The sequence below is a fragment of the Collinsella sp. An271 genome (genome assembly GCF_002159695.1).
Taxonomy (GTDB): Bacteria; Actinomycetota; Coriobacteriia; order Coriobacteriales; family Coriobacteriaceae; genus Collinsella; species Collinsella ihumii.
On the sequence record NZ_NFJE01000001.1, the window covers coordinates 226,789 to 245,628 of the forward strand.

An 18,840-nucleotide genomic window follows, 5' to 3' on the forward strand; every position below is an offset into this window, starting at 1 on the left:
CCGTAAGACTCGAAACGGTGATTAACCACGCGACTTCAGCGCGTCGATGTGGATGGCGATCTTGAGGTTCGCGGGGTTGATCTGCGCGATCTCGGAAAGCGTGAACGAAACGGAGCTCGCGAGGTTCTGGCAGACGGACTTCATGTTCACGCCGCTCTCGAGCACGATATGAAGGTCGAGCTGCAGTCCGTTCTCGGTCGCGGAAACGAGTACGCCCTTGCGCAGGCGCTGTCCGGGAAGCAGGCGCATGGACTCGACGCCCTGCTGCTGCTCGGCCATGCCGACCACGCCGTAACAGGACATGGCGGCGTAGCCTGCGATATCGGCGATAACGTCGTTGGAGACGCTCAGGCTGCCGGGGATGATGTCAGACACGGTAATCTCCTTCCTGGATGCGCGAGCCGCATCGGCCATGGGAGCAATCAATCTAACATTCTACAACGTCGCGGGGGCTCGCGGCGCTCAAACTCGATGCTCCATATGTGCGGTTATACCCGGCGGGCAGACGGCAAGATCGCGCATGAGGGCGATGCGGGCGCTCGGGACGGGTAGAATTGAACGAGGATGTACAGCTCGAGGGAACGGCGGTCTCACATGATCAAGAAACTCATCCTCGTCAGACACGGCAAGGCGACGCCCACGGCTCCCGGGCAAGCGGATTTCGACCGCGAGCTCACCGACGCCGGACGCGCGGCACTCGCGTCGGTCGATGGCTTCATGCGGACGTTCTACCTGCTTGACGCCCACAGCGCCTCGCATGCGACGCTGTGGTCGAGCCCGGCCGCGCGCGCCATGCAGACGGCGGCGGAGGTGAATCGCGCCCTCGGGGGCGAGATCGATACCGTTCCGGTCGACACCCTGTGGGAGCAAGACGAAGAAGCCTTCCTGCAGCAGCTTGCCGAGACGGACGCCGACTGCCTGATCGCCGTCGGACACATCCCCTTCATGAACAACATGGTCGAGCGCCTGACCGGCATCACGCTCTCCTTGAAGCCGGGCGGCATGGCGACCATCGACCTGGAAGAAGACGGCGCGAGCGGCGTGCTCGAATGGTTCGTGCAGGGCCCGCCCGTAAAGGAAAGCCGCTGATCGACGCGAAGACAGGAGCCCCACATGGATGAGATTCTGGACTACCTCAAGAAGAACCCGACCTATTTTCTCGCCACCGTCGATGGAGACGGCGATCCGCAGGTTCGCCCCTTCGGCACCATCGCGAAATTCGAGGGCAGGCTCTATATCCAGACGGGCAAGGTGAAGCCGGTCTCCGATCAGATGCTCGCCCATCCCCGTATCGCGATCTGCGCGACCGACGACACGGGAGGCTGGCTCCGCCTCGAGGCGGACGCGCTGCTCGACGACCGGCTCGAGGCGCGCCAGGCGGTCCTCGACGATTATCCCGAGCTTCAGGGCATGTACGCCGCCGACGACGGCAATTGCGAGGTGTTCGCCCTGCACAACGTGCACGCGACGTTCTGCTCGTTTACGGCAGAGCCCCGAACGCTCGAGTTCTAGGGAAACACTGATTACTTGCTTTCGCGGCGGTCGGTTCCGTGGCGAGGCGGATGGGTCATTTGGGGACGGGTTCGTTCCAACCCATTGTCAGCGGCGCAAAGCGCCGATGGGTTGGAACGAACCCGTCCCCACATGACCCATGCTAACTATGAGAAGGACCCACCTTATGCCAACGATCGATCTTGACTCCGACCTGACCGTGTTCGAATACCCCTACCACGTGCGGTACAGCGAGGTCGGACATCGCGGGCTCATGACCGCGCCGGCGCTCATCAACGCCTTTCAGGACTGCAGCACGTTCCAGTCGGAGGCGCTCGGCGTCGGCATGGCATGGCTCAGAAACGAGCAGCGCGCCTGGGTGCTCACCCACTGGCAGATCGTCGTGGACCGCTATCCGTCCCTCTGCGAGGAGATTGCGGTCGGGACCTTCGCCAACTCCTTCAAGGGCTTCACCGCGAAACGCAACTTCTACATCAAGGACAACGCGGGCAAGTACATCGCGCGAGCGCAGTCCAGCTGGGCGTTTATCGATCTGTCCACCGGACGGCCCACCCGTCCCACGCCCGCGCACATCGACCCCTACGGCAGCCATGACCCGCTGGAGTTGCCCGCCGAAGACCGGCGCGTCAAGCTGCCCGACGTCCTCGAGCAGCGTGAGCCCATCATCGTCCGCCGCGGGCTGATCGACACCAACGAGCACGTCAACAACTGCCAGTACGTGCAGATGGCGCTCGAGCTGCTCCCCCGCGAGACGGCCCCGACGAGCATCCGCGTGGATTACCGTCGCGCCGCCGTGCTGGGCGACACCATCTACCCGAGCATCGGCGAGATAGGGCATCGCGCCGTCGTCGCGCTGAACGACAGCGCGGGCGCGCCCTTCGCCGTCGTCGAGCTCGCATAGGGGGCGGCTCCGATGACCCCTGCAATCGAGAACGTCGTGTTCGACATGGGCAACGTCCTGATGACTTTTGACGGGAGGTCGTTCTCGCGCAGCTTCACCGACACCGAGGACGACGCGGCGCTGCTGCACGCGGCGCTTTTCGGACGCACCGAGTGGGCCCTGCTCGACGCGGGGGCGATCAGCCATGACACGATGCGCAGGGTTGCCGAAAACCACCTTCCCGAGCGCCTGATCCCCAATCTGCATGCATGCCTGGAAGGATGGCCGCGTCTGTCCCGCCCGATCGACGGCGTCTGCGACCTCGTGCCCAGGCTCAAGGACGCGGGCTATGGTCTCTACCTGCTCTCCAACGCATCGACGACGATCGACCGACAGCTCGCGCACTGCCCCGCCTACCCCCTTATGGACGGGCGCGTGGTGTCCGGTTTCGAGCGGATGATGAAGCCCGACCTCGCAATCTACCTGCTGTTGTGCTCCCGATACGGCTTGGCGCCGGCCTCGTGCCTGTTCATCGACGACAACGAGGACAACTGCCGCGGAGCGGAGGCGGCCGGCATGCAGGCGTTCCACTTCACCGGCGACGCCGCGCCGCTTGAGCGCATGCTTCTTGAGGCGTAAGGGGGAGCTGCCGTCACGGACGGGCGGTCCTGCGGATGTCAGTGGCTCTGCAGCTCATGCCCAAGCCACTGCTCGATCATGTGGCGCGCGATGGATGCGCGTCCGGGCGGCTCGACGGCACCGGTCCCGACCTCATGCTCGAGCTCCTCGCGCGTGAACCAGCGAGCCTCGCCGACCTCCTCGTGATCGACGCGTACCTCTCCACCCAGAGCATGGGCGCGGAAGCTAAGCATGATGGAGGCGGGAAACGGCCAGGCCTGCGAGCCGAGGTAGCGCACCTCCCCGATCTCGATTCCGACCTCTTCCATGGCCTCCCGTCGCACCGCGTGCTCCAGGCTCTCCCCCGCCTCGACGAACCCGGCGGACACCGAGTGGAACCGCGGCCGCCATGCACGGTTGTGCTGCAGCAGGATCCGGTCCTCGTCGTCGACGATGGCGGTGATGACCGCCGGCTCGATACGCGGAAACAGCAGGCGCTTCGCATCGTGGGGATTGGTGCACGCCTGGGCCCATCCGGACAGGATCGGCCGCACCGGGGCGCCGCAGGCGGGGCAGAACCGCTGCGAGCGCTGCCAGGTGCACACGGCGACCGCGCTGGTGGCAAGACCCACGTCCCGCGCGGAGGCGCAGGGCGCAAACGACCTCAGCTCGATCCAATCGAACCTCTCGCGCAGCGACTGCACGCGATCGTCGCATGCGGGCTCATGCCCTGCTACCGGAACGTCATCGCGCGGGATGGTCGTTCGCGGCGTCACGTCGATGCCGAGATAGGAGACAGCGGGCATCTCGGTGCGGTCGACCCCGAGGTAGACCGTCAGCAAACCGTTCGCCCCGGCGAGCTCGCCGATATCTGGCGCGGAAAGGAGCGCGAGCTCGAGCTCGCCTGTGGGCGCCTGGGCATCGGGGCGCGGAGCCGCCGGGTCCTCGGTGCAGGACAGCTCGCCCGTGCCGCATGACGCATGCTGCTTGGGCACGGCGACGCATGCCCCGTCGACGAGCACGACGCGCGTCGCCGCATCCCGGACGAGCCGGTCGAGCAGGCCCTCGTCGCCTCGACGGTCGACATCGAGGTCGACAACCGTCTGCGACAGCGGCAGCGAGGTGAGGGTGCCCACATGGGCGAACATCGATGGCGCGGGATCAGCGGACATCGGGTGAGCTCCTTTCTCGAACGTGCATAGGGGGGACGTACCTTATTCATGCAAGTATGCATGAATAAGGTACGTCCCCCCTATGCACTTCTGATGGAGGGATGACGGACGCGCCCGAAGTTCGAGAACCGCTATCATAGAAACGGTCACATGACCCACATCACCTCTTCTCATGATGAGATTGGAAGACCTTGGCTATCTCCCCTATATTCCGATATGGAGCAACCGCCTGCTGCCTCGGCATAGCCCTGATGACAGGGCTCTCCGGATGTGGGCGCTCACCGGTTGCCGACAGCGGGTCCGCCGCCTCGACCCTCGAAGGGTCCGCGCAGGCATCAGGGCGATGCGCCCGCACGGCCGCCACCTCGTTCCGCGACACCGATCTCGGCTGCGACCTGCGCCACACCGGCACCCTCGAGCTCGCGTATGCGCGAAACTTCACCGTCGATGAATACGAGGGCGGATACCGCCTGGTGTGCATCTCGAACGGCGAGCGGTTCCTCGTCATCCCCGAGGGCGCATCCGTCCCGGAAGGCCTCGCTGACGACATCGCGACCATCCGACAGCCCGCACGCACGTATCTCGTCTCGACGGGCATGATCTGCCTGCTCGACGAGATCGATGCGCTCGATGAGGTGTCCGTCTCCTCGGTCACCGCCGAAGACAGCCCGAGCGAGCGCCTGTCGCATGCGATCGAGGACGGCGCGGTCTCATACGGCGGAAAGTACAGCGCGCCCGATTTCGAGCTCATCGCACAGACGGGCTGCACGCTCGCCATCGAGAACACCAAGATCAACCACGCGCCCGACATCAAGCAGAAGCTGCAGGACCTCGGGGTCACGGTCCTCACCGAACAGTCCTCGAGCGAGCCCGAGGTCCTGGGCCGTCTCGAATGGATCAAACTCATGGGCGTGGTGTTCGGCCGCGAGGACGAGGCGAACGAGGCGTTCGCGCGCATCGCGCAACGGGTCGAGGACACCGCCGCGCAGGCGCCCACCGGAAAAACCGTCGCCTTCTTCTACATCAACGACGACGGGGCCGCGGTGACCCGCCGCTCGACGGATTACGTCTCGCAGATGATCAAGCTCGCAGGCGGCACGTTCCTATCGTTCGATCCCACGGACGATGCAGAAGGGTCGAGCTCGGTTCAGGCCGTCATAGACCTCGAGACCTTCTACGCGCGCGCCAAAGACGCCGACGTCGTGATTTACAACACGACCGTGGACTCCTCGGTGACCTCCATCGACGACCTGATCGGCAAAAACCCGCTGCTGGCGGACTTCAAGGCGGTCCAGGAAGGCAACGTGTTCGCCTGCGACGAGGACATGTACCAGGCGATGACGAGCATGGACGGCATCATCGGCGATATGCGCTCAGCGCTCACCGGTGCCGACGGGAACGCCGGCTACATCTGGAAACTCAGGTGACGCATGGGCGCGGCGAGAGGCGATAATCCGGTGGGCAGCGCGGCGAGCAAGCGCTTCGCACGCGTCGTCGGCGTCAACGCGGCGCTTGCCGTCGCGCTGTTCGCCCTCATCGTTGTCAACCTGTGCGTCGGCAGCGTCGGGACCTCCCCGCTCGACGTGCTGCGCATCCTGTCGGAGGGGTCGACCGGTCAGACGGCGAGCCAGGTCATCTGGGAGATCCGTCTTCCCCGCGTGGCCCAGGCCGTCCTGCTCGGAGGGGCGCTCTCGCTATCCGGCTTCTTGCTTCAGACGTTTTTCAACAACCCCATCGCCGACCCGTTCGTGCTGGGAATATCTTCGGGCGCTCGCCTTGTCGTGGCGCTCACCATGATCGTCGTTCTCGGGGCCAACCAGGTGATGGACTCCTGGATGTCGGTCGGTGCCGCCCTGATCGGCTCTCTTGCCACCATGGGATTCGTGCTGCTGATAGCGCGGCGTGTGCGCAGCCAGAGCATGCTGATCGTCGCCGGCGTGATGGTCGGCTACATCTGCTCGGCGGCGACGAACTTTCTTATCGCCTTCGCCGACGACCAGAGCATCGTCAACCTCCAGAACTGGTCGCAGGGAAGCTTCTCCGGCGCGCGCTGGGACGACACCGCGCTCATCGCCATCATGGTCTCCGTCACGGTCGCGACCGTCTTCGCGCTCTCGAAGCCGCTGGGCGCATACCAGCTCGGAGAGCCCTATGCCCGAAGCGTCGGCGTCAACGTGCTCGGCCTGCGCCTGCTCATCGTATTGATTTCGAGCCTTCTGTCCGCATGCGTCGTGGCGTTCGCCGGACCGGTGTCGTTCGTGGGCATCGCGGCGCCCCACCTTGCCAAGCTCGCCATCGGATCTTCGCGCCCGCTGTTCGTCATCCCGACCTGTTTTCTGACCGGAGCCGTGTTCTGCTGCGGCTGCGACCTTCTGGCGCGCATGCTCTTCTCCCCCGTCGAGCTGTCCGTGAGCGCCGTCACCGCGGTGTTCGGCGCGCCGGTGGTCATCGCGCTCATGTTGAAGAGGAGGTCGTTCCGATGACGGAGCCCACCCGCCCAGCCGCGGCAAGCCGCCCCGCCCTCGCCCTGCATGACGTATCGGTCGGCCATACCGAGCGGCCCCTGGTCGAACACATCGACCTCGCCGTCTTACCCGGTCAGGTCACGGCCCTGATCGGCCCTAACGGATCAGGGAAGACGACGCTGCTCAAAACCATCGCAGGGCAGCTCAAGCCGCTTTCCGGGTCCATCGAGCTATGCGGGGAAGATCTCCAGGCGATGCAGGTCTCAGAGACCGCCCGCATCATGAGCGCGCTGTTCACCGGTCGCCCCCGGACCGAGCTGCTGACGACAAAGGATATCGTCGATGCGGGCAGATACCCCTACACGGGCCGTTTGGGAACCCTGTCCGATGACGACGAGCAGGTGGTCCGCGAGGTCATGGAGGCGACGGGGACCTGGGGGCTGCGCGACCGCGATTTCGCGCACATGAGCGACGGCCAGCGCCAGCGCGCCCTCATCGCGCGGGCGCTCTGCCAGCAGCCGCGCGTGCTGCTGCTCGACGAGCCCACCTCGTACCTGGACATCCGCGCGCAGATCGACATGCTCCAGCTCCTGCGCCGCTACGCACGGGAGCGCGGCATCGCGGTACTGGCATCGCTCCATGAGATCGAGCTCGCGCAGAAGGCAGCCGACCGCATCGTCTGCATCCGAGACGGCCGGGTGCTGCACCAGGGTGAGCCATCCGAGATCTTCACGGCGCCCGTGATAGCGGACCTGTACGACCTCGACCGCTCGAGCTTTATCGACGCGTTCGGCAGCGTCGAGCTCCCCCGTCCGGAAGGCAAGCCGCGCGTGTTCGTTATCGCCGGAGGGGGAAGCGGCGCTGCGGGATGCTTCAGGGAGCTCCAGCAAGCAGGCGTCCCGTTTTCCGCCGGCGTGCTGCACGGCAACGATGTCGACGGGCTGCTCGCCGCGAGCCTTGCCGCGACCGTCATTTGCGAGCGGGACTTTGAGCCGATATCCGATGAGGCGATCGAGCGGGCGAAGCAGGAGGTAAGGGAATGCGGCGCGCTGATCTGCTGTCTCGAGCGCTTCGGACGCATGAACGCGCGAAACGGCGAGCTCGTGGCCTATGCCCATGAGCTCGGCCTGCCCGTGTTCCCCTCCGCGAAGGCGTATCTCGATTCGCTCGACCGATAAGAGGGGCGCCGAGGGACTCACTCCAAGCCAAACGGGGGCATGCAAATTGGGGACGTACCTTCCGCATGCATTTATGCATGCGGAAGGTACGTCCCCAATTTGCATCGGGCGCGGGAGCTCCGTCAGCGGCTTTCCCGGTACGCCGCGGCTGCGGAGACGAAGCTCTTCCACAGGTTGAAGTCGGTCTCCATCTTGCGCCATGTGTACTCGGGATGCCATTGAACGCCCAGGCAGAAGCGCTCGCCGGGCACCTCGATGGCCTCGGGGATGCCATCGGTCGCGCATGCCACGAGCTCGACCCCCTCCCCGAGCCGATCGACGCAGCAATGATGGCTCGAGTTCGCCTGCACGAGGCTGAAACCGCCCACCGCGCGTTCCAGGAGCGACCCCGCCTTGATCTCCACGGGGTGCGCCGGATCGTTCAGGATCGCCGTGTGCCGCCAAAGCGCCATGCCGCTCTCGGGCTTCCTGCTCGGCACGTCCATGCACAGGCTTCCGCCCAGGGCGACGTTCAGGACCTGCATGCCGCGGCACGCGCAGAACAGCGGCGTGTGGGAACCGATCGCCTCCTTGATGAGCTTCACCTCGAACGCGTCGCGCTCGGGGCACAGGAGCTGCTCGTCGTACGGGCTGTTGTCGCCCCAAAGCGCGGGCGAGACATCATGGCCGCCGGGAACCGCGATACCGTCGGCCATCGAGACCATCTCGGCGATGACGTCATCGTCGTCGGTGAGCGACATGACCAGCGGCAGGCCGCCGGCGGCAAGGATGGCGTCCAAAAACACGGTGGCCGCCGTCTCCTCGGGAGCCAGGCGCTCGGGCATCTTGAGACAGGGCTGGCACAGCTCGTAGCGAGGGGCAACCAAGATGAGCGGGCGGCCCGCACGGGCGCGGTGGATGTCGTCGGTATCGGCCATACTGCCTCATTTCTCAAGCGGATTCAGAAAAGGAAGGGATGCGCCCGCATCCGGCACATCCCCGAGTGACGTCAGTGACCCTTGATCGAATCGAGGAAGTCACGGGCGCGCTGCGTCGCGGGATGGTCGAAGAACTCGTCGGGGGCGCCCTCCTCCACGATCTGGCCGTCCGCCATGAAGACGACGCGGTCAGCCACGCGACGCGCGAAATTCATCTCGTGCGTCACGACGACCATGGTCATGCCGCCGCGCGCGAGCTCGACCATGACGTCCAGCACCTCGTTGATCATCTCGGGGTCGAGCGCGCTGGTGGGCTCGTCGAACATCATGGCCTTGGGGTTCATCGCCAGCGAGCGGGCGATGGCCACGCGCTGCTGCTGGCCGCCGGACAGCTGCGCGGGGACCTTTGCCGCCTGCTCGGCGACGCCCACGCGAGCCAGCAGCTCCATCGCGCGCTTCTCGGCATCCTCGCGCTTCATGCCCAGCACGTCGATGGGCCCGAGCGTCACGTTCTCGAGAATGGTCTTGTGGGCGAACAGGTTGAAGCTCTGGAACACCATGCCGAGCTCCGCGCGCATCGCGGCGAGCTCGCGGCCCTCGGCGGGAAGCGGCTTGCCCTCGATGAGGATCTCGCCCGAATCGATCGTCTCGAGGCGGTTGATGGTGCGGCACATGGTCGACTTGCCCGATCCGGACGGACCGATCACCACCAGCACCTCGCCGCGCGATACCTTGAGGTTGATGTCGCGCAGCACGTGAAGGTCCCCGAAATGCTTCTCGACGTGCCTCAGCTCGATAACGGGCACATCGTCTCTTGTATCCATCGTCATTGGCTAATCCGATCTCTCGAAGCAGGTAGGCAAAGGTCTAGCGAATGATCTTGACGCCGAGGCGCTCGGCGATGACCGCAGACAGCTTGTTGATGGCAAAGTTCAGCAGGATGTAGACCACCGCCACGGTGAAGTACATCGATACGAGCGCGTCGTAGTTGGTGATCAAGACGCGCGCGTTCTGCATGAGGTCAGGATAGCTCACCACGTACGCCACGGTCGTGTCCTTGACGACCACGACCAGCTGGGAGATGAGCGAGGGGATGACGAAGCGGATCGCCTGGGGCAGCACGATCTTGAACATGATGCGCGCCGGCCTCATGCCGAGCGACATCGCCGCCTCCACCTGACCGCGCGGGACAGCATTGACGCCGGCGCGCAGCACTTCGGCGAGCACGCCGGATGCGGCGAGCATGACCGGGAGCGTGATCATCCAAAACGACGAGAGCTTGATGCCGTACTGGGGAACGACCAGGAAGAAGAAGTAAATCAGAAGCAGGCTCGGAACGCCGCGGAAGAAGTCCGTCACGACGCGGCACGCAACGGACAGCGGCTTGATGCCGCTCGTTCGTCCCAGCATGAGCACGAGCCCTAAGATCAACGACAGGACGCCGGCGGTCAGCGCGACTGCCAGCGTGCCGCGGAATCCCTGGAACAGGTAGCGCCAGGTGGTCGCCTGGCCCAAAAACGTCCAGTAGCGCGGAGCAAGCTGCCCGGTGACGTAGAACTGGCGGACGATCAAAGCGATACCGACCGCCACCGCTGCCATCGAGAGAACGGTACCGATGATCATGCGGCGACGCGTGCGCGGACCGGGCGCCTCGTAGAGCGCGTCGCGGATGCTCATAGGCTTGCCATGGGTGCTCATCGCAGGATCCTCACCTTCTTATCCAGGCGGTTTCCCGCAAGACCGATCACGGCGGCCGTACCGACATAGCCGAGCGCTGCGATCAGGAAGGCAAGGATGCCGCCGGTCGAGCGCGTGTTGATGTACGAGACGACTCCGGTGAGCTCCTGGGGGCTCATGGGTACCTGCGAACCCAGGGCCGTGGTGAGCATGACCGCGATAAGCAGGTTCGTCATGGGCAGGACCGCCGACCGAAGCGCCTGCGGGATCACGATCTGCTGGATGATCTGCCTGAACGTGAGGCCGAGCGAGCGCGCGGCCTCGATCTGGCCGACACCGATCGTGTTGATGCCGCTCATGAAGTTCTCGGAGCCGAACGCCGAGCCCATCAGGATCGTCGTGACGATCACGCAGGTTCGGTAGTCGAGCACGAGCCGCAGGTTCGGCAGCGCGTACACAATGATGACGAGCAGCGCCACGCCGGGGATGTTGCGAAAGATCTGGACATACAGGTCGCCGACCAACCGTAACGGCTTGAGCGGCGAGATGCGCATGACCGTGATGGCCACCGAGAGCACCATCACGAACGCGAACGACACCGCCGTCATCCACCAGGTGGTGACAAGACCCGTCAGATATAGCTGACCGTAGGTCGAGAGCAGCTCAGATAGGCCCATGCACCCTCCTTACCACGGCAGGGCCGACGCGAACACACGCCGGCCCTGCGCCATCGCTGATGTACCGAGAAGGCACCGATCGACTCGGCTTACGCCGAGCCCGCTATGGGACCTGCCGCCGTGCCAGCGACCGGTCGGCGCTTCCCTTGCGAAACGCGCGCCGTACCCGACGCGCACAGGACCCTTACGCCCCGATCGCGGGAGGCTCGGGGGCCTCGGCGATATCGGCGCGGTCGCCGATGCACACCTGCCACAGCTCGGACCAGGTGCCGTCCTGCTCGATGGTGGTCAAAAAGTCGTTGACGAACGCCACGCCATCGGAGTCGTGCGGAAGGCCGATTCCGTAGGCGTCGACGGGGCCGAACTCCTCGCCCGCAAGACGGTACTTGCCCGGATTGCGCGTCATGGCGCCGAGCTGCATCGTGGCGTCGATGACGTAGGCGTCGACACGGCCCTGCTCAAGCGCGGTGCGCGCCTCCTCGTCGGTCGCGAACTCCTGGATGTTCGCATCCGGGGCGTACTCCTCGAGCACCGACGGGCCCGTGGAGCCGGACTGCGCGGCGACGTTCTTGCCGGCGAGGTCGTCGACGCCATTGATGTCGGAGTTGTCGGCCATGACGAGGATGCCCTGCTGCGTCGTGTAGTACGGGCCTGCGAAGGAGATGATCTCCTTGCGCTCGTCGGTGATGGAGTAGGTGGCGAACACCGCATCGACCTGGTCGTTGGTTAGGACGGACTCGCGCGTGTTGGACGTCACCTGCGTCAACTCGTAGGCGTCCGGATCGCCCAGGATGTAGTTGGCGAGCATCTGGAACAGGCCGGCGTCGAAGCCGCGGACCTTGTTGTCCTTCTCGTTCATGAGGCAGAAGAGCATCGAGGTCTGGACGCCGCCGACGCGCATCGTACCGGCGTCCTTGATCTTGGTCGCCCAGGTGCTCGCCGCGACGGCGGCGTCGTCGGCAACGGGACCGGAGGCCACGAGCTCGTCGTAGGCCGCCGCGTCGATCTGGGTGCCCTCGGACTCCTCGGACGTGTCATCCGAGGCGGAGGAGGAACCGGCGGGAGCGGGGGCCTCCTCATCCGAGCAGCCGGCAAGACCAAAGGCGGCAACACCCGCCAGCGCGCCCATGCCGAGCAGCGCATGGCGGCGATCGATCAGGTACTGATCGCGAGAAGTCATACGAGACATAACAGAATTCCTTCCTGTCGCGTGCGAAGCGCACGAACGATACCGCAGGAGCCTGCAGTATTGACCATTGTATGCGGAAATCATACCCATTTACTCAGAATTACCTACGTTTCGGTCTCATTAACGGGATGCGCACAACCTCGCGCCCCTTGCGCATGCAAAACCCTCCAGACGACGTTCACGGCCATACTAGAGGTCGAACCGTCATCTGGAGGGTACGCTCAAGGGATCGTCACGATGTTGTCGGGGCTACTCCTCTTCCCCGCCGTCCGTGAACTGCGAGTTGTAGAGCTCGGCGTAGAAGCCGTCCTTTGCGAGCAGCTCCTCGTGCGTGCCGGACTCGACGATATCGCCATCGCGCAGCACCAAGATGACGTCCGCGTTGCGAATCGTCGACAGGCGATGCGCGATCACGAAGCTCGTCCTGCCCTGCATGAGCGCGTCCATGGCGCGCTGGATGCGCTCCTCGGTGCGCGTGTCCACGTTCGAGGTCGCCTCGTCGAGGATCAGGATGGGACGGTCCGCGATGAACGCGCGCGCGATCGTCAGCAGCTGCTTTTGGCCCTGGCTCACATTGGAGGCGTCCTCGTTCAGCTCGAACGCGTAGCCGCCGGGAAGCGTGCGGATGAAGTGGTCCGCCAGGGCGGCGCGGGCCGCCGCATGGACCTCGTCGTCGCTCGCGTCGGCGCGGCCGTAGCGGATGTTCTCGAGCACGGAGCCCTTGAACAGCCAGGTGTCCTGTAGCACCATGGCGAAGTTCTCGCGCAGGTCATCGCGCGCGTACTCGCGCACATCGACGCCGTCCACGCGAATCGCGCCCGCGTTGACGTCGTAGAAGCGCATGAGCAGCTTCATGAGCGTCGTCTTGCCCGCGCCCGTGGGCCCCACGATCGCGACCGTTTGGCCGGGCTGGATGTCGCACGAGAAGTCATGGATGATCGTCTTGTTGGGCACGTAGCCGAACTTCACGTGGTCGAACTGGACGGCGCCCTTGCTGCGCTGCGGCAGCTCCGGCGTGGCGGCGTCGGCGGACTCCTCGGGCTCGTTCAAGAACTCGAACACGCGCTCCGCTGCCGCGGAAAGCATCTGGATCATGTTCGACACCTGCGTGAGCTGGGTGATCGGCTGCGTGAAGTTGCGCACGTACTGCATGAACGCCTGGATGTCGCCGACGCTGATGGCGCCCGCGACCGCCAGGAAGGCGCCGAACGACACCACGGCGACGTAGGCGAGGTTCGCGACGAAGTTCATGATCGGCTGCATCAGGCCCGAGAGGAACTGCGAGCGCCAGCCCGCCTCGTAGAGCAGGTTGTTGTCGGCATCGAAGTCGGCGACGGCGCGCTGCTCGCGGTTGAACACCTTGATGACGTTTTGGCCGGAGAAGCTCTCCTCGATGACGCCGTCCACCTTGCCGAGCAGCGTTTGCTGCTGGCGGAAGTAGCGCTGAGACGAGCGGACGACGAGGACGACGAGGACGAGCGACACCGGGATGGTCAGAAACGTCAGGCCGGCCAGCGCGACCGACACCGAGATCATCATGACGGTGACGCCGATGATCTGCGTGATCGAGGTGATGAGCTGGGTGACGCACTGGTTGAGCGACTGGCCGACCGTGTCGACGTCGTTGGTGATGCGCGACAGCACGTCGCCGACCGCGTTGCTCTCGAAGTAGGACAGCGGCATGCGGTCGATCTTCTCGACGATCTCGCGGCGCATACGGTAGCACACGCGCTGCGTCACGCCCGTCATGAGCCACCCCTGCAGGAAGTTGAATCCGGCGGAGGTGATATACAGGCACAGCAGGCCGGCGAGGATGTACCCGATACCGGCGAAGTCGATGGATCCCGTGCCCATGACCTTGGCGCTCAGGCCCTCGAAGAGCTTGGTGGTAGCCTGGCCCAGGATGCGCGGGCCCACGACGTTGAACACCACGGAAGCGACGGCGCAGAACAGCGCCACGATGAGCGCGATGCGTTCATGTGCGAGATAGACGACAAGATGCTTGACTGTGCCTTTGAAATCACGGGCGCGCTCGGACGCGGGCCCGCGGCGTGCAGGACCTGGCATCAGCGCTCACCTCCCTTCTCGGTCGAATCTTCTGCTGCGTCGGCGGGCTCCACGCCCTCGTCGCCGGACTGCCCCGATGCCGGGCGCGCGGGCTCGTCCAGTCCGAGCTCGGACTCGGACAGCTGGCTCTTGGCGATCTCGAGGTACTCGGGGCAGGAACGCAGAAGCTCGGCATGCGTGCCGCGCCCCACGATGCGCCCGTCATCGAGAACCAGGATCTCGTCGGCATGCATGATCGTGGCGATGCGCTGGGCGACGATGATGACCGCGGAGTCGGAGCAGCGCCGATCGAGCTCGGCGCGCAGCGTCGCATCGGTCTTGTAGTCGAGCGCCGAGAACGAGTCGTCGAACACGAGGACCTTCGGATGGATGGCGAGGGCGCGTGCGATGGAGAGGCGCTGGTTCTGACCGCCCGACACGTTCGTGCCGCCCTGGGAGATCGGACTTGAGTAGCCGTCCGGCTTGCCCTCGATGAACTCAGTCGCCTGCGCGATCTGCGCCGCCTGGACCATGTCCTCGTCGCTCATGGATTCGTCGCCGTACTTGATGTTGCTCTCAATGGTGCCGCTGAACAGCATGCGCTTCTGCGGCACATAGCCGATGGTGCGGCGCAGCTCGGCCAAGTCGATGTTGCGGATGTCGACGCCATCGAGCGTGATGGAGCCCTCCGTCACGTCGTACAGGCGCGGTATGAGCTGCACGAGCGTCGATTTGCCGCAACCGGTCGAACCGATGATGGCGATGGTTTTGCCCGGCTCGGCCGTGAAGCTGATGTTCTCGAGCGTCGGAACGTCGGCGTCGGGATACGTGAACGTGACGTCGTTGTACGAGACGACGCCCTTCCAGCCCTCGGACCGCTCGCGCGTGACGCGCGCCTCGGGCTCGGGGTTCTTGATGGACGTCTGCGTGTCGAGCACCTCCTGCACGCGGTCGGCGGCGACGCCGGCGCGCGGCAGCATGACCGAGATCATCGTGAGGATCATGAAGCTCATGATGACCTGCATCACGTAGTTGATATAGGCCATCAGCGTGCCGACCTGAAGGTTGCCGGCGTCCACGCCCTGCGCTCCGAACCACACGATGCCGACGGTCGTGGCGTTCATGACGATCATCATCACCGGCATGAGGAACGTCATGCAGCGGTTCGTGAAGATATAGGTGCTCGTGAGCTCGCGGTTCGCCTCGTCGTAGCGCTCCTCCTCGTGCTTTTGGCGACCGAAGGCGCGAATGGGCATGATGCCGGTGAGGATCTCGCGCGCGATGAGGTTGTTGCGGTCGACGAGCGACTGCATGATCCGGAACTTGGGCATGGTGACGCCCATGAGCACGCCGATCGCGATGGCGATGGCGACGATGGCGACCACGAGGATCCATTCCATCCCGGTGGGGGTGGTCAGCACGCGCACCACGGCGCCAAGGCCCATGCAGGGGGCGAACAGCACGATGCGCAGGCACATCACGGTGATCATCTGGATCTGCTGGATATCGTTGGTCGCGCGCGTGATGAGCGAGGCCGCGGAGAACTTGCCCATCTCCGCAGGCGAGTAATCGAGCACGCGCTCGTAGAGCTGATGGCGAAGGTCGCGACCGATGGCGGCGGACGTGCGGCTCGCGTTGAGCGCCGCGAGTATGGCGCATGCCGCCGAGGCGAGCGCATACCCGAGCATGGTCAGGCCCTGGCTGAACAGGTAGTTGCTCTGCACCGCCGTCAAGTCGACGCCGGCATCGCGGTACGCGCTCTCGACGAACTCGATGGCGCGCGACTGGATGATCGAGTCGCCGTTGTCGCCAAGCTGGCGGGTCAGGGTCTCTCGGGATTCAACGAGCTGGTCTTTGGTCACCACGCCCGCATCGACGAGCCTCTCGATGTCCGCGATGTCGATGGTGTCGCCGAACATCTGCCGCATGAGCTCGACCGGGTCGGCCGATGCCGCCGGCGCCTGCTGGGCGGCGCCTGCGTCCGCAGCGGAAGATTCCGTGGCCGCGGCGAACTCGTCGATTGAGACGCCCTCCATGAACTGATAGACGAGCATCTCCGCCTCGCCCATGAAGCCCTCCAGCGACTCGCGATCCGAGCGGGACCCCGTAAACGTCCGGACGCCGTCGGCGTCGGGCTCGCTGAAATGGGGCTCGACCTGATCGACCTCGGCATCGCTCAGGAACAGCTCGACGCTCTCCAGGTCCTCCGACGTGATCTCATCAGGAACCGTGCTTGAGATACCGCCCTGGCTGATGCCGACATCCACGATGTCGCTCATGACTCCGGGCAGCGTGAGCTCGAAGTTCGCCTGCGCGAAAAGCAGCACCAAGGCGATCAGAAAACTGAGCTTGTGGTTCTTCAGGAAGCTGAAAATCCTCACGCGTCCCATCCCCTCCTCATATTGTCGTACCTATACACAACGGCTCATTCTTTCCGAATGACATTCGGAAATTCGCGCGGCCCTCGGATTCATAAGAACCCAACAACTTAGGCACCTTATTTTTTGCAAATTGGGGACGTACCTTGCGCGTGCATCTTTGCAAATTGGGGACGTACCTTAAGCGTGCACGTTTGCATGCAAGGGACACCCCTTTGATGTTGGCGATGGCTATGCCTCCGGAAAATTCAAGCACGCCCTGTCGCGCCATGAAAAAAGGCACCCAATGGGTGCCCAGTAGTTCAAAATATACCGTCGGTAACGGTTAACGCGATGTTTGCCGCGAAGTCTTAGGAACGAGCGACCTTGCCGGACTTGAGGCAGTTGGTGCAGACGTTCATCTTGCGACGATGACCATCAACCACAACATACACGCGCTGGATGTTGGGACGGAACTTACGGATGGCGACGCGGTGCGAGTGGCTAATGGAGCGACCAGCAACGGGGTGCTTACCGCAGATCTCACAAACCTTAGACATTTTCGTTAACCTCCTTGGACGGCATAAAACAGCCGTTGAACAAACAGCATTGGACTATAGCACAGTTTGGCGCATCTGCTGAATCTACACATTGAGCACGCGAATATCGGTTTCGCACCGGCAATATAGAGAAAAACCGATCTGGAGCAGTGAACCGCGCTCGCTGCGCACATGCCAGCAAATGCAGAGTAACTATACCAGAATCCCTGAGCAATGCCCCTGAAAAGGGCATCAGCCGCAAAAAGCATCACGTACCAACAAGCGCACCACGCCACATGCCCCATCGACGCCGTGGAACCGATTGGTCGGACCCCCTGATAGAAGCGTCTCATAGAGCAAACGGGCCCCGCGGATGCCGCGCAACCGTAGCGAGCCTTGCTGCCGTACGACTACGGCATCACCCGAGATGTCGCCCTCGAGATGGTCGATATTCCGATCCCCGTGAAACGCCCGATCTGCTTAACTAGAAGGCCCGCCTCGCGCATGCTGACCAATATGCCGTTGCGCCGCTTCACGCCCAGCGCCTTCACCTCGTGAAGCGCGACGTCCTCGGGCAGAACGCTCAGGGCGCGATCGAGCGCCTCGCCATCATTGAGCCTGCCCGTCCTACATGATGCGCGGTAGTCGTCGCAAGGTCCGTTCATAAAGTACTCGATCAGCCCTTCTCGGCTACCGGCCAATCCGATGAGGACGTCGGTTTTGCACAGCCAGCCGATATCATCCCTGCACACCCCCGCGTACTCTTGGAAACTGCTCCAGGGATACTCGTCGACCTCGAATCCCGCATCCAGCGCGTTTCTCTGTATATATGTGGCCGCTTGAAGAGCATAACGGTCGGAATTGATAGCCGAGCAGCCGAATCTGTTTTGGAATACATGCCCGACTCTATCCGTGGTGTGATTGAAGTACATGGCGTAACGGCAAAGAAGCGAATGCATCGCCTTGCTGAATCCATCCGGCCGCTCATCGTCCTCGTTTTCCAGAAGAAGATGAACATGATTTGCCATGAGGCACCAGGCGATGATCGCTATGCGATGGGTCGCACATGATTGCGCCAACATGTCGAGGAACTTCACGTAATGATCTTCGGAGTAGAAAATGAGCTGGCTGCCGACTCCGCGAGCCGTGATGTGATAGAGACCCGACTCAGATAGTTCTCGTGCTGCGCGCGGCATGGCGATCCCCCTTTGCATGCGCTTGATGTTTATGGGTTCATATTGCCCATTATTTATTGGTGATTTCATTAGGTTCATTATTCTTTGTTTTTGTAAGGACACCTTACATGATGCGGATTGCTTCTCTAAAGATTCCAGACACAGACCGACAAGAGGTTTCCCCGCATCAAAAAGTGCATACGGAAGGTACGTCCCCAATTTGCAAAAGTGCATGCGTAAGGTACGTCCCCGATTTGCATTTGCGTCCCCAATTTGCATTTGGTGAAGCGTTTCAATTTGTTGGGTGGGAGGACTAGGGCATATTTTGATAGGTTGATAGGGTTTTTGCAGCATGGGATGGGTGTCGAGACGTGAAGAGTCTTCACAATTCGGTGTCCGTTTAGGCTGATTTCAGACGATTATTTGCAGTTGAAGCGT

General features: G+C 63.6%; 18 protein-coding genes. 7 read left to right on the top strand and 11 right to left on the bottom strand.

What is annotated here, in order from left to right:
* Positions 1–21: 21 nt before the first annotated feature.
* Positions 22–375 (bottom strand): Asp23/Gls24 family envelope stress response protein, encoded by a 354-nt coding sequence (locus tag B5F74_RS01005; RefSeq protein WP_229254261.1) that lies wholly within the window; start codon positions 373–375, stop codon positions 22–24.
* A 219-nt stretch (positions 376–594) separates the two neighbouring features.
* Between B5F74_RS01005 and B5F74_RS01010 the strand changes: the two genes are divergently transcribed.
* The 4 genes from B5F74_RS01010 (at position 595) to B5F74_RS01025 (ending at position 3,031) form a co-directional block, all read left to right on the top strand.
* Complete coding sequence (locus tag B5F74_RS01010; protein ID WP_087199258.1) at positions 595–1,089, top strand: histidine phosphatase family protein; 495 nt, start codon at positions 595–597, stop codon at positions 1,087–1,089.
* 24 nt (positions 1,090–1,113) lie between these two features.
* Positions 1,114–1,512, top strand: a complete 399-nt coding sequence (locus B5F74_RS01015) for a pyridoxamine 5'-phosphate oxidase family protein (protein ID WP_087199260.1) — start codon at positions 1,114–1,116, stop codon at positions 1,510–1,512.
* 166 nt (positions 1,513–1,678) lie between these two features.
* Entirely contained in the window at positions 1,679–2,413 is a 735-nt protein-coding gene (locus B5F74_RS01020) for an acyl-ACP thioesterase domain-containing protein (protein ID WP_087199262.1), read from the top strand.
* A 12-nt stretch (positions 2,414–2,425) separates the two neighbouring features.
* Positions 2,426–3,031, top strand: coding sequence for an HAD family phosphatase (locus tag B5F74_RS01025; protein WP_087199264.1), 606 nt, complete (start codon positions 2,426–2,428; stop codon positions 3,029–3,031).
* 38 nt (positions 3,032–3,069) lie between these two features.
* Here the strand turns inward: B5F74_RS01025 and nudC are convergent, their stop codons facing one another.
* The gene (gene nudC, locus B5F74_RS01030; protein ID WP_239283305.1) at positions 3,070–4,182 is read right to left on the bottom strand and encodes an NAD(+) diphosphatase; all 1,113 of its coding nucleotides are present in this window, start codon (positions 4,180–4,182) and stop codon (positions 3,070–3,072) included.
* A gap of 251 nt (positions 4,183–4,433) precedes the next feature.
* Between nudC and B5F74_RS01035 the strand changes: the two genes are divergently transcribed.
* The 3 genes from B5F74_RS01035 to B5F74_RS01045 are packed head-to-tail and all read left to right on the top strand — an operon-like array spanning position 4,434 to position 7,825.
* A complete protein-coding gene (locus B5F74_RS01035) occupies positions 4,434–5,609 on the top strand; it encodes an ABC transporter substrate-binding protein (protein ID WP_087199266.1) in 1,176 nt (391 codons plus the stop codon).
* A 3-nt stretch (positions 5,610–5,612) separates the two neighbouring features.
* Positions 5,613–6,665, top strand: coding sequence for an iron ABC transporter permease (locus B5F74_RS01040; protein WP_087199268.1), 1,053 nt, complete (start codon positions 5,613–5,615; stop codon positions 6,663–6,665).
* A complete protein-coding gene (locus tag B5F74_RS01045; RefSeq protein WP_087199270.1) occupies positions 6,662–7,825 on the top strand; it encodes an ABC transporter ATP-binding protein in 1,164 nt (387 codons plus the stop codon). Before B5F74_RS01040 ends, B5F74_RS01045 begins: the two co-directional genes overlap by 4 nt.
* A gap of 122 nt (positions 7,826–7,947) precedes the next feature.
* Here the strand turns inward: B5F74_RS01045 and B5F74_RS01050 are convergent, their stop codons facing one another.
* The 9 genes from B5F74_RS01050 to B5F74_RS01090 form a co-directional block, all read right to left on the bottom strand.
* Positions 7,948–8,742, bottom strand: coding sequence for a gamma-glutamyl-gamma-aminobutyrate hydrolase family protein (locus tag B5F74_RS01050; RefSeq protein WP_087199272.1), 795 nt, complete (start codon positions 8,740–8,742; stop codon positions 7,948–7,950).
* A 71-nt stretch (positions 8,743–8,813) separates the two neighbouring features.
* A complete protein-coding gene (locus tag B5F74_RS01055) occupies positions 8,814–9,572 on the bottom strand; it encodes an amino acid ABC transporter ATP-binding protein (RefSeq protein ID WP_066832424.1) in 759 nt (252 codons plus the stop codon).
* A gap of 37 nt (positions 9,573–9,609) precedes the next feature.
* A complete protein-coding gene (locus tag B5F74_RS01060) occupies positions 9,610–10,440 on the bottom strand; it encodes an amino acid ABC transporter permease (RefSeq protein WP_087199274.1) in 831 nt (276 codons plus the stop codon).
* On the bottom strand, positions 10,437–11,096 hold the full coding sequence (locus B5F74_RS01065; RefSeq protein WP_066832429.1) for an ABC transporter permease subunit: 660 nt from the start codon (positions 11,094–11,096) through the stop codon (positions 10,437–10,439). Before B5F74_RS01065 ends, B5F74_RS01060 begins: the two co-directional genes overlap by 4 nt.
* Before the next feature lie 184 nt (positions 11,097–11,280).
* Positions 11,281–12,285, bottom strand: a complete 1,005-nt coding sequence (locus B5F74_RS01070; protein ID WP_087199276.1) for a glutamate ABC transporter substrate-binding protein — start codon at positions 12,283–12,285, stop codon at positions 11,281–11,283.
* 249 nt (positions 12,286–12,534) lie between these two features.
* A complete protein-coding gene (locus B5F74_RS01075; RefSeq protein WP_087199278.1) occupies positions 12,535–14,352 on the bottom strand; it encodes an ABC transporter ATP-binding protein in 1,818 nt (605 codons plus the stop codon).
* Positions 14,352–16,721, bottom strand: a complete 2,370-nt coding sequence (locus tag B5F74_RS01080) for an ABC transporter ATP-binding protein (protein ID WP_239283306.1) — start codon at positions 16,719–16,721, stop codon at positions 14,352–14,354. The genes B5F74_RS01075 and B5F74_RS01080 overlap by 1 nt, the downstream gene beginning before the upstream one ends.
* Positions 16,722–17,059: 338 nt before the next feature.
* Entirely contained in the window at positions 17,060–17,248 is a 189-nt protein-coding gene (gene rpmB, locus B5F74_RS01085) for a 50S ribosomal protein L28 (RefSeq protein ID WP_066832438.1), read from the bottom strand.
* A gap of 389 nt (positions 17,249–17,637) precedes the next feature.
* A complete protein-coding gene (locus B5F74_RS01090) occupies positions 17,638–18,423 on the bottom strand; it encodes a transposase (RefSeq protein ID WP_158095651.1) in 786 nt (261 codons plus the stop codon).
* Between the last annotated feature and the right edge of the window lie 417 nt (positions 18,424–18,840).